Source organism: Nonomuraea sp. NPDC049637 (assembly GCF_040675235.1).
Lineage (GTDB): Bacteria > Actinomycetota > Actinomycetes > Streptosporangiales > Streptosporangiaceae > Nonomuraea.
In genome coordinates, this window is the sequence record NZ_JBFAOM010000085.1 from 1 (window position 1) to 15,036 (window position 15,036).

Genomic DNA, 15,036 nt, shown 5'->3' on the forward strand with positions numbered 1-15,036 from the left:
CGGCGCGCCCGAGCAGGCCCGCGACGACGCCCTGCGCGAGCGGGACCAGGCCCAGGCCGAGCAGCAACGGACGGCCGCCGCGCTGGAGGAGCCCCGGCGCGAGCTCGACCGGCTGCGCGCCGCCGCAGAAGAGCACGCCCGCCAAGCCGAAACCCTGCGGACCGCGGCCGCCGACGCCGACCTCGCCCGCGAACGCGCCGAGCACGACAGCCGCCCAGGCCCAGGCCCAGGCCGAGAACGCCGACAGCCGCGCCGAGACCGCCCGGCAGGAGGCGACCGAGGCGCGTCTGGCCCTGGTCGCTGCCCAGGGGGAGGCTGCCACCGCTGTGCGACTGCAGTCCCGCGCCGAGGAGGAGTTGCGCCAGGCCGGCACCGAGCGTGATCTCCAGCGCGAGCGCGCCGTGGCCGCCGAACAGCAGGACCGCGTCGCCCAGGCCGAACGCGAACGTGACGCCGAGCAGGTACGTGAACTACGCGACCGGCTGGCCGCCGCCCAAGCCTCCGCCGAGCTGGTACTGCCCGCACCGGCCGACCTCAGCGGCGACCTCGGCGAAGGCATACGCGAGGTGACGCTGCCCGAAGTCGGCATCGCGGTCGCCCGGCAGCCGGACGGCACCGTGGTGCCGCACCACCAGGGCCGGCAGACCCGGCTGAGCGACGGCCAGCACGCTGCCGCGCACGGCCGCGCCCTGGCCGCCGCCCTGCTGGCCCTTGCCTCGCCACGCCCCTGAGTACCCTGCGCCCCATCCGTTGTTCGACGCGGGCGACGGAGGACCGCGCTCTCCTGAACTGGAACCCGCCAGCAGCGGCAGACCTTGAGGGTGCTGGCGGCCAGAGCGTGGAGGTCGGCCAAGGGCAGCCGGCGTGACGGGAAGCGGAACGTACCTCCCCAAAGGGGCGGGATACTGCTCGTTGTGAACACGCGCGACACAGACCTTCTCGCCGAGATCAGGCGGGACGTGATCGATTCGAACGTTCCCATCGAGGACATTCTTCGCAAGTGCGTGATCATGGGTGGTGATGCCGATTCTGAAAACCTCCGCCAGTGGGCGTCGCGCGAACTCCGCGGCTACGGCGAAGGCGAACAGGTGCCCGCCTACCGGCATGTCCGCGCCGCGCTCAAGGTGAAGGCGCAGGTCGGACCTCGAGTCATCACACAACAGGTGGCGGTGGAGGCGTTTCCCGAGCATGTTCGCGAATACCTCAACGACGTCGGCGTCATGCGCGAGTCCATCAGTGAGATAAGACGAGAAGCCTCAGGTGAGGGCGACCTGGTGCAATTTCGAAGCTCCAACAGCCCGAGACTCGCCGCGGTCCTGGACGCGCACATCAAGGAGAAAGAGCCCTCCGCCGCCTTCCAGAAGATCATCGATGTCTACTGGGAGGTTGGACGCTCCAATCTGCACGGTGTCGCCGATCAGGTGCGAACCTCGCTGGCTGAATTCGCCGCCGTCTTGACGGTCCAAACGAAGGAGGGTCGGGATGCGCCCACGACCCAGCAGGTGGACCACGCGTTTCGGATCGCCGTACACGGCGACCATTCGAGTGTGATCATCCAGGCGCCGAGTTCGTCGGGAGGGTCCAGCGTCTCTGCCAGCGTGGCAGCTTCGGCGAACCACAACGCAGCCGAGCCCGAGGAGGAGAAGGCCTCCAAACTCTGGAGTGTCCTGCGAAAGCCCGGCACGATCGCGGTCGGCCTCTTGACGCTCATCGGCACCATCGCGGGCCTCGGCCAATGGCTCAAGTGGGACTGGCCGTTCTGAACTGACAAGACGGACCGCTGACGGCCTCGTCGAGATTTCCTCCAGCGGCGCGTTCAGCGCCAGGATGCCGCCAGGTGGTTGATGTGCCACCGCCTGGCCTGCGGACCACATACTGCCAGGTCAGCTGGCCCGCTCGACTGCGACGCTGACGGGCGGGCGTGACCGCGTCATGTGCCTTAGGCCGAGCGCCACGCCAGCGACAGCCGGGCCGCGAGATCGAACCCGGGCCCTTCGGCAGGCTTGACGACAGCGTGATCGAGGAGCAGGGCCAACAGTTCCTTCTGCGTATCCGGATCCGCGCTCGGCCACCAGCGCTCCAAGCTCGTCTTGTCTGGGTGGGATCAGCTCGGCGCCGCGGCGGTGCGCGAGGGCCAGCAGCAGATCGGCAGAGCCGTCATCGAGCGCACCGGCAGCCTGCGCGAGAAAGACGTCCTCTCGCAGGCTGATGGAGACGGTGAACCGCTCACCGGCACCGTCGTCATCGACCCTCATGTCACCACTTTCCCTTAGCGAGCCCCCTCCCACAGGTGCGCCGCCACGGCGGTCATCGTGGTCAGCTCTTCCGGCCGGCCAGGATGTCCATGTAGTGGTGGTTGATCATGATGCCGAGGATGTTGCCGAACGGGTCGCGCACCGAGGCGGTGACGAACCCGGGGCCGCGTTCGGTCGGCTTGTCGAACGGGGTGGCGCCCATGTCCAGCAGGCGTTCCCAGGTCGCCTCCAGGTCGTCGACGGCCCAGTAGGCGATCGCCCCGCCGTCCTGGGCGCTCCAGGTGTCCGGGGCGTAGCGGGCGTCGATGATGCCGAGCTCGTGCTGGTAGTCGCCGACGCGGAACTCCACGTAGGCCGGGTCGCCCTGCTCGGGGCGCTGGAAGTAGGCCGGGGTGGCGAGGAGTTCGGCATACCAGTCGCGGGCGGCGGCGACGTCGTGGGCGTAGAAGCTGATGGTGGTGAGTCCGCGGAGCATGTTCTGTCGTCTTTCGTCTGGGTGGTAGGTGAGATCGATACGGTCAGGCATGGTGCTCATCGAAGAGGCCGAGGACGCTGATCCGGCCGCTGCCGGCCCGCCGCGGGCCTTGCACGCACTCGACCGTCGTGGTCTTGCCCGCGCCGTTCGGGCCGGGGGTGCCGAAGATCTCCCTGGCTTCCACCGGGAGGGAGGTTCCGGTACTTCTTGGCCAGGTCTGCGGCTTCGATGACTGCCATGGCACAAGCATCGCCTCACGGCCCCGGCCGGCGGATCGTCCCGGCGGCTACCGTTGGCCGCTGATGCGGCTGATCGCCTGATCCACCGAACGGTGGATGGCGTGCCCAGCAGGGACGCGAGGAAGCTCGCCGCCGCGTCGCCGGGAGAAGATCCGCGAGCTGCAGCCGCCGCTCCAGGGCCGGCCCGTGCTTCATTCGTGCGATCATCGGCAGAGATCCGGCGCCCAAGGCTCACGCCGAGCATGTCGTACGAGATCTTGACGAGGACCAGTTCATTGTGGCGATGCGGGTGGCGCGTCGAGTAGCTCTCGCCTTGGAGGCAAGCGTGCCCTGCGAGAAGTACGTACCTCGCGTCCTTGGACGTCAGCAGGGAAGCGCCACCTGCATGGGCACGTCGCCACCCCGCCCCCCGGTGTCCCCCATGAACAGCTGCCCTGCACGCCCAGCCTGGAGCAGCCTAGACGAGAGCGTGCTCTGCGGAAGGCTCACATCTACGGCGTGACGCCAGGCGTTTTCAAGATCCAGTAGATGCCTTGAGCATCTTCACTGGCTGGTCTTACCGTCGTGGCCATGCCACAGAACTACAACGTGGACGTGCTCAAGGTCATGACCAGCCGGTTCCGGATGAAGCTCTTCAGCCTCCTGTTCCGGATCGGCCCGGTCACGGTAAGTGAGCTTGCTCGGCGGGCGGATGCCGACCCCGGCCAGGTGAGCTATCACCTTCGGCAAATGCAGAAACATGGCTTGATCGAGGACGTGCCGGAGCTCGCCCGAGACAGCCGCGAACGGTGGGTGCGCGCAGCGCTGAGCGGTTGGGCGCTGGTTCGGGACTCCGAAGCCCCCGAGGCCAGAGCCGCGCTACGGGCATGGACTTCACAGTGGGTGATTGACCAGTTCGAGCGGCTGCGCGACTTCGAACGCACCCACATGACCCTCCCGGAGGACTGGCGCCACGCGTCCTTCGGAAGCAGCCGCCACCTGCGGCTTACCAAAGATGAGCTCGTACAGCTCGCCGACCAGCTCAACGCGGTGTTGAAGCCGTGGCGCGAACTGACCCAATCACGCGTCGAATCGAGCGAGCCGCCCCCGGACACCCGTCCCATCTTCATCTTCTACCACGCATCCCCCGAAGAACCCTGAGGAGCCCTCGGTGCATCACCTGCATGAAGAGCTCATCCGTGCAAACCTCGCTGAACGGCGAGCCGAGGCCGCACATCTTGCAACGATGCCCTCACGCTCACGCCGACCTGCTCTCCTGCCCCTCCGCGGTTGGTTCGCGCTCGCTCTCCGCCGCCTGGCTGATCATCTCGAACCTGCCCCATGGCCTTAGGCATCGGCAAACACCTCGACCGCTGCCCGCTCTGCGACGAGCGCCACCTGCGGCACGTCCTTCGCGAGTGCGAACCTTCCACGGGAATGTCCAGGTCGATCAGCTGGCCGCCGTCGGCGTGGCGCGTTCGGCCCGCCGGGGAGGGGCCGGAGGGCGTCCCGGACGTCGGCCACCTGCCGGCATCATCGGCCGCGATCCGCCGTGGCGGACGGTCAGGTCAGCAGGCCGCGCTGGAAGGCGACGGCCACCGCGGCGGCCCTGTCGTTGACGCCCAGTTTGGCGTAGATGTGCAGCACGTGCGTCTTGACCGTCGCCTCGCTGATGAACAGTCGGGCGGCGGCCTCCCGGTTGGTCGTGCCCTGCGCGATCAGCCGCAGGATCTCCACCTCCCGGGCGCTGAGCGGGTCGGCGACCGGCGCACGGATCTGCCCGATCAGCCGCGTGGCGACCGACGGCGAGAGCACCGACTCGCCGCGGGCGGCCGCCTCGACCGCGCGGATCAGCTCGTCGCGGTGCGCGTCCTTGAGCAGGTAGCCGGTCGCTCCGGCCTCGATGGCCGGCACGACGTCGCGGTCGGTGTCGTAAGTGGTCAGGACGAGGACGCGGGCCGTGCTGCCGGTCCGTGCCAGTTCCTTGATGGCGCTCACGCCGTCCATGCGGGGCATCCGCAAATCCATCAGGATCACGTCCGGCCGCAGGGCGAGGGCGAGCTTGACCGCCTGGCCGCCGTCGCCGGCCTCGCCGAGCACCTCGAAGCGGTCGTCGCCGGTGAACATGCCCCGGATGCCGTCGCGCAGGATCGGGTGGTCGTCCACGATCAGCAACCGGATCGGCGTGCTCACGCCTCCTCCCTGGCGACCGCCGGGACGGTGGCCGAGATCGCGGTGCCGCCGCCGGGCTCCGACTCGATCTCCAGGCTGCCGGCCAGCCGCTCCACCCGCTTGCGCATCGAGGTCAGGCCGAAACCGCCGCCGTCGCCGGCGCGGTCGAGGGCGAAGCCGACACCGTTGTCCCGGACGTCGAGGGTGACCACATCTTCCATGTAGGACAAGGTAAGGCCGACCCGGCGGGCTTCGGCATGCTTGGCGACGTTCGCGAGCGCTTCCTGGGCGATCCGCAGCACCGTCTGTTCGACTTCCGGGTGCAGCGGACGTGCCGTGCCCGTCGTGGTCATTTCCCCCGGTACGGCATGCAGCTCCGACCAGCCGGCGACCACTTCGGCGAGAGCCTCGGGCAGCGGAGCCGTCTCCAGTTGGCCCGGCCCGATGGCGTGAACCGAGCGCCGGGCCTCGGCCAGGCTGTCGCGGGCCAGCCGGGCGGCGGTGTCAAGATGCGCGCGCCAGCGCGCGCCGGTCTCCCGGGCCTGCGTCGCCGCCTGGATCTGAGCGATGATCCCGGTGAGCCCCTGCGCGAGCGTGTCGTGGATCTCCTGCGCCATGCGCTGGCGCTCGTCCAGCACGCCGGCCTCGCGGGCCTGGAGGAGGAGCTGGGCGTGCAGGACGGCGTTCTCCCGCATCGCCTCTTCGAGCTGGGCGACCATGCGCTTGCGTTCGGTGCTGCGGGCCGTGGTGACCTCGCCGACGAGGCTGAACAGGGCGACCAGCGACGTGATCGCGGCGATGAAGAACAGGTGGGTGAGGATCGCAGGCAGCGTCGGGGCGGGCAGGCCGCCGGTGAAGCCGGTCACGCTGATCGTCGCGGTCGCGGCGATCCCGGAGAAGCGCCACTTGCCGCTCAGCAGGTGCCAGGAGGCCAGGTAACCGGTGAAGGCGAAGAATGCGGCGAACCAGATCCCCTGGCTGCACAACACCCCGATCAAGACGATCAGCCCGGTGACGTACAGACCGTGGTGTCGGCTGCGGCCCAGCAGCGCGATCCAGGCCGCCGTGACAGCGGCGACGCCGAGCATCAGCAGATGCTCGGCGAGCGACCGTCCGTCGGTCAGCCAGGCGAGGGCGACCGAGACCCCGAGCAGGAGGTACGGAACGACGGCCTGGAGCCGTTCGAGGCGGGCCTCCTGCAGGTCGAGCGAGGTCACGTTACTCCCAGCGGAAGAGCTTGGCGGCGGCGACGCTGATGACCATCGCGTACCCCGCCATGATGACCAGCGACAACGAGTTCGGGAAACCGCCCGCCCATACCTCCTGCAGAGCCTGACGAAAGGCGCCAAGCGGGGTATATGTCCCGATTTGGGCAAGGATAGCGGGCATCTGGGTGGGCGGCTGGATCAGCCCGGCCAGGTAGGCCATCGGGAAGTAGAGCAGCACGCCGATCCCGTTGGCCGCCCGGCCGTTCGGCGCCAGCGCGGCGATCAGCAGGCCGATCGCGAACATCGCCCCCGTGCCGAGCAGGAAGGCCAGCGTGACGGCAGCGGGCGCGCCGGGCAGCCTCGCGCCGAGCAGCGTGCCGGCCACCGCGAGCAGCAGCCCGCAGGCCACGACCGCCAGGATGAGTTGCAGGATGAGCTGCACCGCCAGCAGCCGCGCGGGCGGCACCGGCGTGGTGGACAACCGGCGCAGGATCCCGCGCTCACGGTAGGTCGCCAGGGTGGTCGGCACCAGGTACAGCCCGACGAGGCCGACCGCGATGGACAGCGCCATGGGCACCACCACCGTGTCACCGGAGGAGACCGAACTTCCGAAGACCACCAGGATGAACAGCGGGATGAGCAGAGCGAACACCGAGCCGGGTTCGCGGACGAGCAACTTGATCTCGACGGTGGTGAGCTTGGCGAACGCGCTCATCTTCGGGCCTCTCAGGAAGGAAGGTGGGGGCGAATCAGGAGAAGGTGCGGCCGGTCAGGGCGAGGAAGGCGTCGTCCAGCGTGCGTTTGTCGATACGCAGGCCCGAGACGAGCAGGTTGTGCCGGGCGAGCTGCGAGGTGACCGCGCTGGCGAAGTCCCCACGACCGGTGACGACCGCCTTGGCTCCGGTCACCTCGACCGAGGTGACCCCAGGCAGCGCGCCCAGCAGCGCCGGCAGCTCCGCGGCGGTCCCGGCCAGCAGGGTGAAGCGCATCTCGTGCTCGGCCCCGACCAGCCCGGCGGGCGTGTCGAGCGCGACCACCCGGCCCCGGTCGACGACCGCCACCCGGTCGCACAGCTCCTCGACCTCGTCCATGAAGTGGCTGACCAGCACCACGGTCACCCCGCCGGCCCGCACCTGCTTGATCAGCTCCCAGGTGGCCCGCCGCGCCTGCGGGTCGAGCCCGGTGGTCAGCTCGTCGAGGAAGGCCACCCGGGGATCGCCCACCAGGGCCAGCGCGATGAACAGCCGCTGCTTCTGGCCACCGGACAGCTTCCCGAAGCGAGCGTTGCGCTTGTCCTTCAGCCCCCACTGCTCCAGCAGCTCGCGCCAGTCGCGGGGCTTGGCGTAGAAGGAGGCGTACAGGTCCAGCGCCTCCCACACCTTGATGTTCTCCGGGAGCTGGGTGTGCTGGAGCTGCACCCCGATCTGCTGGCGCAGCTCACCGCCCGCGGTGAGCGGGTCGAGACCGAGGACGCTGATCCGGCCGCTGTCGGCCCGGCGCAGGCCCTCCACGCACTCCACCGTCGTGGTCTTGCCCGCGCCGTTCGGGCCGAGAATGCCGAAGATCTCCCCGGCCTCCACCGAGAAGGTGACGCCCTCCAGGACTGACTGGCTCCCGTACCTCTTGACCAGGTCTACGACTTCGATGACTGCCATGGCACAAGCATCGCCTCACGGCCCCGACCAGCGGATCGTCCCGGCAGCTACCGTTGGCCGCGGAGCGGCTGATCGCCTAATCAACCGAACGGTGGATGGCGGAGCCGGGAGAACACCGTCGAGAAGCTGCACGCGCTCGTCCAGGGCTCACCGACGTCACCCACCCCTGGAACGATCCGATCTCCCGAATTCGAAGGACAGGCGTCCAGTCCAGACGTCTGGTCTCATCGAGGAGGTCGATGGTCGGATGGCGTTCGCCGTCCCCGATGGGGACGTGGGGCGGCCTCCGGCGGCTGGATCGCACCCATGTCTGCTCAGGACGACCCATAAGCCCAGGTAGGTAGAGTCGATAAGGGCGTTGGGGCACGTTTGAGGGGGACAGATGGTGGAGTCGTTCGGCAGTCTGCTGCGGAGTCGTCGGCAGGCCGCCGGGCTGACCATCGAGGAGCTGTCCGAGGCCTCGGGCGTCAGCGTACGGGCCATCAGCGACATGGAGCGCGGAATCAGCCGGAGCCCGCAGCGGCGTACTGTCGTGGCGCTGGCCGAGGCGCTGCCGCTCGACGGCGCGCAGCGGGCGGCGCTGGCGGAGGCGGCGCGGGCGGGACGGCCGCGCCAGGACGCCCCTGCGCAGGGCGCGTGTGAGCTGCCCCGCGGGGTGGGCGACTTCACCGGGCGGAGCCGGGAACTGCGCACGTTGCGCGACCTGGCGGCCCGTGCCGGGGACGAGGAGGCCGCCGGCGGGTCGGCTACGGGGGCGGCCGTCGTGGCGGCGGTCTCCGGTGCCGCGGGGATCGGGAAGACTGCGCTGGCGGTGCGTGCCGGTGGGCAGCTGGCGGATCTGTTCCCCGACGGCTGTTTCTACCTGGATCTGCGTGGCATGGACCCGGTCCCGGTGGACGCGGGGACCGCGTTGTCGCGGCTGCTCAGCGCGTTGGGCGTGGCCGAGCGGCTCATCCCCGCTTCCGAGGAGGACCGCGCGGGCCATTATCGGGCCCTGCTGCGCGAACGGCGGTGCCTGATCATTCTGGACAACGCGGCTCACGAGAGCCAGGTGCGTCCGCTGCTGCCCTCGGCCGGTCCCGTGATGACGCTGATCACCAGCCGTCGGCCGCTGGCCGGGCTGGAGGGCGTGCACCAGCTCCCGTTGGAGCATCTGGCCGCTGAGGAGGCCGCCGCGCTTCTGCGCTCGATCGTCGGCGCCGAACGTGCCGAAGCCGATCCTGACGGCGTGGCGCGGGTGGCGAGCTTGTGCGGGAACCTGCCGCTGGCGCTGCGTATCGCGGGCAACCGGTTGCAGAGCAGGCCGGGCTGGACGGCCGGGCACCTGGCCGAGCGGCTCGGCGATGAGGGACGGCGGGTCGAGTCGCTGTCGGCGGGTGACCTTTCCGTGGCCGCCGCCTTCGCGCTGTCCTACCGGCAGCTCTCGCCGCCCGCGCGGCAGAGCTTCCGTCGCCTGGCGCTGGCGGCGGCGCCGGATTTCGGGGTCCCGATGACCGCGGTCCTCACCGAGCTCGGCCTGGCCGACGCCGAGGACGCCCTGGAGGAGCTGGTCGACCTCGGTCTGCTGCTGTCGCCGTTCCCGGGGCGTTACCGCTTCCATGACCTGGTGCGGTTGTTCGCCCGCGCCCGGCTGTCGCAGGAGGAGCCGATCGAGGCCCAGCGGCGGGCGCGGCGGCGGATGGACGAGTGGCTGCTGGAGGTCGCGACGGTCGCGGGGCGCTGGTTCGAGCCCGACTACGGGGCGCCGCCCCCGGACTGGAGCTCGCTGGTCGAGCTGGACGACCAGCGGCAGGCCCGGGAATGGCTCATGGCCGAGGGCGAGGCGTGGTTCGCGGCGCTGCGTACGGCGGCCGGCCTCGGCGAGCACGCCCGGGTGGTCGAGGTCGCCGAGGCGATGCACTGGTTCTCCGACCAGTGGCTGCACTGGGAGCACTGGCCCGAGGTCTTCGGCTTGTCCGCGGCCGCCGCTCGCGCGGTGGGCGACCGCAGGCAGGAGGCGGTGCATCTCAACTACCTGTCCTGGGCGCGTACCCAGTGCCAGGCCCGCTTCGGCGAGGCGGAGGCGACCGCGCTGCGCGCGCTGGAGCTGGCCCGAGGTGTCGGCGACCTGCGCCAGCAGGGCTGGGCGCTGATCTACGCGACCTGGGCGCTGTGGGGTCGCAACGATCGGGTGAGCGACGAAACCGCGCTGGACCACCTCCGGCAGGCGGCGGAGCTCTTCCCGGAGGCCGGGGACAGGGAAGGTTACGCGCAGGCGTTGAGCGGTGCGGGCCACTGCTTGATCCGGTTGGGGAGGGTGGAGGAGGCCGTCCGGCACAACCTGGCTCTGGTGGATCGGCTGCGCGATCCCGCCTTCGGCGGCTCTCCCGACCTCGTCGGTCAGGCTCTGGCGAGGGTGCTGGACCGGTTGGGTGACGGCTACCGAGCCCTCGGACGCTTGCAGGAGGCCGCCGACCATTACCGTCAGGCGTTGCGGGAGATACGCGTGCCGATCGGCCGGGTCACGGCGACGACGCTGACCAAACTGGGCCGCGCGCTGATCGAGCTGGAGCAGGTGGAGGCCGCTCGCGAGGCGTTCGAGGAGGCGCTGGAGCTGTTCGAGGCCGACGGCGACACCGACCGGGCGGCCCAGGTGCTCGCGGAGCTTGACGCGGTGATGCCCCTCACGGCTCCACAAAGCGCTGGATGAACGTCAGGGCGGTGCCGCAGACCTCACGCCAGCCGTGGTCGACGGTCAGCGAGTGGCCCCGGCCGGGCAGCTCGATGATCTCGGTCAGGTGCTGCTCGTTGCGAGCCTGCCGCTGGTAGAAGGCGTGCGCGGCGGCCCACGGGACGATGCGATCCAGTTCCCCTGAGATGAGCAGCAGCGGTCCCCGGTGCTGGGCGGTGGCATCGCACTCGCCCCACGGTCGCAAGTCCGTGGCGGGCGCCGGGAGCGGCGGTGCGCCCGGCGCGGGCACGACGAACGCCTCATGCAGCCGCCCGGCCTCCTCCTCGCCGACCGCGTTGGCCAAGGAGTGGCGGAACTGCTCGTAGGCGAGCGGTGCTGTGCCGCTGGCGCGGGCCTGGACCGCCGGGGTCATCGGTGGCGGCAGCACCGCGGGCGAGGGCGACGGGCTGATCGCCACGGCGGCGCAGGCCAGGCCACGTCCCGCGATGATCTGCGTCAGCAGGCCGCCGACGCCATGGCCGACGACGGCGGGCTTGCGCTCCAGCCCGCCGATCAGGTCCGCGACGTGGTCGGCCGCTTCGCCGGCAGGCCAGGCGGGGAGGACGGACGCGAATCCCGCCTCCTCGAACACGTCGGCCCAGCGCTTCCAGCTTGAGGGGAGCAGCCACGGGTCGTGGATGAACACGACGGGGGTCCGGCCGGTGGCGTTGGCATGGCGGACCTGGGCGAGGTCGGAAGTGGAGGGCATGAGTCCGTCCTGTCATCGGGGGGTGGGTGCTGCCGCCGCTCGACGACGCCTGGCGCCGATCGCGTCGCCGGAGGGAGCATCTCCAGGGCGGTCGCTGCCAGGCAGTCGTCGAAGCGGGCGGATTCAGCGTGTGGCGCGTGCGGCCTTGACGATGATCTCGGCGGTCTTGCCCGGCTGGGAGACCGACACGGCGTGGGAGGCCGCGACCTCGACCGTCGAGGCGTGCGCGCGCCGCGACATCCACCGTTGGGCGGCCGGCGGGATGTTCTTGTCGCCGGTGGCGATCAACGACCAGACCGGGACGGTCTTCCAGGCCGCCTCTGTCGCCTTCTCCTCCAGCGCGGCGACCGCGACCGGCCGCTGGGAGGCCGCCATCGCCGCAGCCTTGCGAGCCGGTACGTCGGCGGCGAACTGCCCGCGGAACTTGTCCTGCTTGATCGTCAGCTCGATCGCCGTGCCTCCGCCCGGCGACTGGTAGGTCCACTGCTGGGTGTTGGGCCCGAGGGTGCTGCCTGGGTACTTGTTCGACAGGGCCAGCGCGCTTTCACCCTTGTCCGGCAGGAACGCCGCGACGTAGACGAGTGCCTTGACCGAGGAGTTGCCCACGGCGGCCTTGCTGATCACCGCGCCGCCGTAGGAGTGGCCGACGAGGACCACGGGCCCCTTGACGTTCTTGAGCACACCGGTGAGATAGGCGGCGTCCTCGGTCAGGCCGCGTAGCGGGTTCGCGGTGGCGAGCACCGGATAGCCGTCCCGCTTCAGCTTGGTGATCACGCCCTTCCAGCTGGAGGCGTCGGCGAAGGCGCCGTGCACCAGCACGATCGTCGGCTTGGGCGGGGCGGACGTCTCGGCGTGCGCGGGCGAGGGCACCGCCAGCAGCGCGCCCACGGCGGTGGCCAGCCCGAGGGCGAGCGCCGCCTGACGCCGAACTCGGTTGACTGCGACATTGGTCATGATCTTTTCTCCTTCAGGGTGTGCGGGACTTCCGCGTTCGGGCCGCGACGCCAGGGCCGCGGCAGGGCAGGACAAGCAGGACTGGTCAAGCGGCCGGGGTGTTCAGCGCGGCCGGGGTGTGAGAAGGACGCTGGTGGCGCCGCGCTGTACCCCGGCTGAGATCAGTTGATCGTCTGCGCCGCGGCGATGATCACGGCCGCCACCGCCTCGGGCTCCGAGGCCGGGATGGCGTGCGAGGCGCCGGGCAGTTCGACGCTCTCGCGTGAGCCGGCGCGGTCGGCCATGAAGCGGTGCGCGGCGAGCGGGATGTTGCGGTCCAGTTCCGGATAGACGAACCAGGACGGAATCGTCTTCCACGCCGGCTCACCGGCGCCCTCGTTGAGCGCGACGGTGTTCAGCGGCCGCTGGGCCGCGGCGTCGAGCACGGCGCGCTCGGCCGGCACGTCGGCGGCGAACTGCTGGTGGAACAGGTCCTGCCGGATGTACAGGTCGACGCTTCCGTCGGGCAGCGGCACCTCGGCCAGGGTCTGCCCGAGCGTCCCGCCGGGGTACTTGCCGGACAGCTCCCCGATGCTCTCACCGGCCTCGGGCGCGAACGCGGCGACGTAGACGAGGGCCCTGACGTGGTCGTGGCCGACTGCGGCGTTGGAGATGACGGCGCCGCCGTAGGAGTGCCCGACGAGGACGACCGGGCCTTCGACGGTGGCCAGGAGGGCGGAGACACCCGCTGCGTCACCGGACAGGCTGCGCAGCGGGTTGCCCGCGGCGATGACCGGGTAGCCGTGCGCGTGCAGGCGCTGGATGACGCCGTTCCAGCTGGCGGACTCGGCGAACGCGCCGTGGACGAGAACGATGGTCGGCTGGGCCGTGCCGGATGACATGATCGCTTCCTTCTGGCCGGGCTCAGCGGGTGGACAGGATCGTGGACAGGAAGTCGACGGCCTGACGGATCGCGCCCTCGGCCGCCTGGGTGCCGCGCAGGGCGTTGAGCATCATGAAGTCGTGGATGACGCCCTGGTAGCGCACGGCGGTGACCGGCACCCCGGCCTGCCGCAGCTTGTTCGCATACGCCTCGCCCTCGTCGCGCAGCACGTCGGCCTCGGCGGTGATGACCAGCGCGGGCGGCAGACCGGCGAGCTCTTCGGTGGCGGCCCGCAGCGGGGAGGCGGTGATCTCGGCGCGCTGGGCCGGGTCGGTGGTGTACTGGTCCCAGAACCACTGCATGGCGTCGCGGCGCAGGAAGTAGCCTTCGGCGAACTGGTGGTAGGAGCCGGTGTCGAAGGCGGCGTCGGTGACCGGGTAGAACAGCGCCTGCCCGAGCAGCGGCACGTCGCCGCGCTGCTTGGCGGTCAGGGTCAGTGAGATGGCCATGTTCCCGCCGACCGAGTCGCCGGCCACGGCGATCCGGGAGGCGTCCAGGCCGTGCTCGGCGCCGTGCCGCACGATCCACTGCGCGGCCGCGTAGTTCTCGCCGATCGCGACCGGGTACCTCGCCTCGGGGGAGAGGCTGTAGTTGGAGAAGACGACGGCGGCGCCGGTGCCGGCGGCGAGTTCGCGGGCGAGCCGGTCATGGGTGTGGTCGTTGCCGAACACCCAGCCCGCGCCGTGGATGTAGAGGATCACCGGCAGCGGCCCGCTGACGCCTTCCGGCCGGTAGATCGTCAAGGCGGGTTCGGCGAGGGTCTGCCGGGTGGTGCCAGGTACGACGACCTCGGGGCTCTGGACCGCGTCGACGGCCTTGCGGCCCTCGACCGGGCCCAGATCGAACAGGTACGGCGGGTTCGCGGTCGCCTCGACGAACGCTTGCGCTGCGGGTTCGAGGACTGGCTTGTGCATGGTGGATGCTCATTTCCTGTGTGGTTGACGTTGCCTTGTGCGGCGATCCCGCGAAGCGGGTCGACGTCGGCAGGGCTGATCAGCGGCAGCACCGCCGCGCTGAACACCTCGGTCCGGTACGCCGACATGCCGTCGACGAGCCGGGCTTGACCGGCCACCGGGAGGCTTGCTGGGTCAATCACACCGTGCGCGGGCGCTGCGGAACAGGCGGAACCACATGCAGAAACACTCCCGCAGGTGGTTCCGCCGGTGTTCGGCCGGCCGGCGGGGCAGGCTCGTGCCGCGTCCGCTCAGCCTGCCTGGTGTCGTCGATCGTCCCGCGTCCGGTCGGGAGTCTGGCAGCCGCGGTTGCGAGAGTTCCGGGGAAGGAGCCTGCCGGAGCGCCCGGCGTTGCGGTTCGGGTCGCGTCCAAGGCGGGCTCGGAGTGTCAGGCGTCCCTCATCGGCGTCGGCCGCGCGTTCGATGATGAGTTCGCTCCTGGCCAGGCCAGGGGCGGGCGCTCGACGATGACGTTCGGGATCCGCCTTTGGCAGCCGGCGTGGAGGGGCCAGATACCGGTCATCGTCTCCCACAGGTGGGTCGCTTCGGCGCCGACCTGCACTGTCACGTCGGACGGGCGAGCAGGTTTCAGAGCCGCCGGCTCCTGGACGCGCCGCAGGGGCGAGGCGCACGAAGGGTCGTGCCTGCTCAACGGGCCTGCCGTCCTCCGTCCTCCCGAGAACCGCACGATTCGAGGTGACAGTCAGACGTCCAAGGCCGGACGGGGCCCGGGCCCACCGTCAACCCGAGGTCCGGCCAGCCCAGCCAGTCCAGCCGGACCGACGCGGCCAGCGCCCGCTCCTCC

16 protein-coding genes are annotated in these 15,036 nt (G+C 70.5%); 5 read left to right on the forward strand and 11 right to left on the reverse strand.

The features are described 5' to 3' along the window. On the reverse strand, positions 1–322 hold a 322-nt coding region (locus tag AB0J71_RS48485; protein ID WP_364421097.1), incomplete at its 3' end, for a hypothetical protein. A gap of 4 nt (positions 323–326) precedes the next feature. On the opposite strand from AB0J71_RS48485, the gene AB0J71_RS48490 reads away from it, so the two are divergent. The 3 genes from AB0J71_RS48490 to AB0J71_RS48500 all read left to right on the forward strand — a co-directional run bounded on the left by AB0J71_RS48490 (position 327) and on the right by AB0J71_RS48500 (position 2,273). Continuing rightward, positions 327–731, forward strand: a complete 405-nt coding sequence (locus tag AB0J71_RS48490) for a hypothetical protein (RefSeq protein ID WP_364421099.1) — start codon at positions 327–329, stop codon at positions 729–731. A gap of 183 nt (positions 732–914) precedes the next feature. Then, a complete protein-coding gene (locus AB0J71_RS48495) occupies positions 915–1,763 on the forward strand; it encodes a hypothetical protein (RefSeq protein ID WP_364421101.1) in 849 nt (282 codons plus the stop codon). A gap of 327 nt (positions 1,764–2,090) precedes the next feature. Beyond that, positions 2,091–2,273, forward strand: coding sequence for a hypothetical protein (locus tag AB0J71_RS48500; RefSeq protein WP_364421103.1), 183 nt, complete (start codon positions 2,091–2,093; stop codon positions 2,271–2,273). Positions 2,274–2,316: 43 nt separating this feature from the next. Here the strand turns inward: AB0J71_RS48500 and AB0J71_RS48505 are convergent, their stop codons facing one another. Next, complete coding sequence (locus tag AB0J71_RS48505; protein WP_364421105.1) at positions 2,317–2,730, reverse strand: VOC family protein; 414 nt, start codon at positions 2,728–2,730, stop codon at positions 2,317–2,319. A gap of 43 nt (positions 2,731–2,773) precedes the next feature. Then, complete coding sequence (locus AB0J71_RS48510; RefSeq protein WP_364421107.1) at positions 2,774–2,914, reverse strand: hypothetical protein; 141 nt, start codon at positions 2,912–2,914, stop codon at positions 2,774–2,776. A gap of 625 nt (positions 2,915–3,539) precedes the next feature. On the opposite strand from AB0J71_RS48510, the gene AB0J71_RS48515 reads away from it, so the two are divergent. Further along, complete coding sequence (locus tag AB0J71_RS48515) at positions 3,540–4,109, forward strand: helix-turn-helix domain-containing protein (protein ID WP_364421109.1); 570 nt, start codon at positions 3,540–3,542, stop codon at positions 4,107–4,109. Between the two features lie 402 nt (positions 4,110–4,511). Here AB0J71_RS48515 and AB0J71_RS48520 read toward each other — a convergent pair whose 3' ends face one another. The 4 genes from AB0J71_RS48520 to AB0J71_RS48535 are packed head-to-tail and all read right to left on the reverse strand — an operon-like array spanning position 4,512 to position 7,983. Further along, positions 4,512–5,141: a response regulator transcription factor gene (locus AB0J71_RS48520; RefSeq protein WP_364421111.1), complete on the reverse strand. Its 630-nt coding sequence runs from the start codon at positions 5,139–5,141 to the stop codon at positions 4,512–4,514. Beyond that, positions 5,138–6,337: a sensor histidine kinase gene (locus AB0J71_RS48525; RefSeq protein WP_364421114.1), complete on the reverse strand. Its 1,200-nt coding sequence runs from the start codon at positions 6,335–6,337 to the stop codon at positions 5,138–5,140. Before AB0J71_RS48525 ends, AB0J71_RS48520 begins: the two co-directional genes overlap by 4 nt. 1 nt (position 6,338) lies before the next feature. After that, positions 6,339–7,043 carry an ABC transporter permease gene (locus tag AB0J71_RS48530; protein WP_364421116.1) on the reverse strand — a complete coding sequence of 235 codons (705 nt, stop codon included), beginning with the start codon at positions 7,041–7,043 and terminating at the stop codon, positions 6,339–6,341. 34 nt (positions 7,044–7,077) lie between these two features. Next, complete coding sequence (locus AB0J71_RS48535; protein WP_364421118.1) at positions 7,078–7,983, reverse strand: ABC transporter ATP-binding protein; 906 nt, start codon at positions 7,981–7,983, stop codon at positions 7,078–7,080. A gap of 382 nt (positions 7,984–8,365) precedes the next feature. Here AB0J71_RS48535 and AB0J71_RS48540 point away from each other — a divergent pair, with 382 nt between their 5' ends. Further along, positions 8,366–10,672 (forward strand): tetratricopeptide repeat protein, encoded by a 2,307-nt coding sequence (locus AB0J71_RS48540; protein ID WP_364421120.1) that lies wholly within the window; start codon positions 8,366–8,368, stop codon positions 10,670–10,672. Here AB0J71_RS48540 and AB0J71_RS48545 read toward each other — a convergent pair. The 4 genes from AB0J71_RS48545 to AB0J71_RS48560 all read right to left on the reverse strand — a co-directional run bounded on the left by AB0J71_RS48545 (position 10,647) and on the right by AB0J71_RS48560 (position 14,192). Beyond that, positions 10,647–11,402 (reverse strand): alpha/beta hydrolase, encoded by a 756-nt coding sequence (locus AB0J71_RS48545; RefSeq protein ID WP_364421122.1) that lies wholly within the window; start codon positions 11,400–11,402, stop codon positions 10,647–10,649. The two genes, AB0J71_RS48540 and AB0J71_RS48545, sit on opposite strands and share 26 nt — an antisense overlap. Positions 11,403–11,525: 123 nt before the next feature. Then, complete coding sequence (locus AB0J71_RS48550) at positions 11,526–12,356, reverse strand: alpha/beta hydrolase (protein ID WP_364421124.1); 831 nt, start codon at positions 12,354–12,356, stop codon at positions 11,526–11,528. Between the two features lie 161 nt (positions 12,357–12,517). Then, positions 12,518–13,237, reverse strand: a complete 720-nt coding sequence (locus AB0J71_RS48555) for an alpha/beta hydrolase (RefSeq protein WP_364421126.1) — start codon at positions 13,235–13,237, stop codon at positions 12,518–12,520. Positions 13,238–13,259: 22 nt separating this feature from the next. After that, entirely contained in the window at positions 13,260–14,192 is a 933-nt protein-coding gene (locus tag AB0J71_RS48560) for an alpha/beta hydrolase (protein WP_364421128.1), read from the reverse strand. Positions 14,193–15,036: the final 844 nt, after the last annotated feature.

Coding starts and splice junctions, on each gene's coding strand:
- AB0J71_RS48505 (WP_364421105.1), bottom strand. CDS start 2,730: ATGCTCCGCGGACTCACCACCATCAGCTTCTACGCCCACGACGTCGCC.
- AB0J71_RS48515 (WP_364421109.1), top strand. CDS start 3,540: ATGCCACAGAACTACAACGTGGACGTGCTCAAGGTCATGACCAGCCGG.
- AB0J71_RS48530 (WP_364421116.1), bottom strand. CDS start 7,043: ATGAGCGCGTTCGCCAAGCTCACCACCGTCGAGATCAAGTTGCTCGTC.
- AB0J71_RS48535 (WP_364421118.1), bottom strand. CDS start 7,983: ATGGCAGTCATCGAAGTCGTAGACCTGGTCAAGAGGTACGGGAGCCAG.
- AB0J71_RS48540 (WP_364421120.1), top strand. CDS start 8,366: ATGGTGGAGTCGTTCGGCAGTCTGCTGCGGAGTCGTCGGCAGGCCGCC.
- AB0J71_RS48545 (WP_364421122.1), bottom strand. CDS start 11,402: ATGCCCTCCACTTCCGACCTCGCCCAGGTCCGCCATGCCAACGCCACC.
- AB0J71_RS48550 (WP_364421124.1), bottom strand. CDS start 12,356: ATGACCAATGTCGCAGTCAACCGAGTTCGGCGTCAGGCGGCGCTCGCC.
- AB0J71_RS48555 (WP_364421126.1), bottom strand. CDS start 13,237: ATGTCATCCGGCACGGCCCAGCCGACCATCGTTCTCGTCCACGGCGCG.
- AB0J71_RS48560 (WP_364421128.1), bottom strand. CDS start 14,192: ATGCACAAGCCAGTCCTCGAACCCGCAGCGCAAGCGTTCGTCGAGGCG.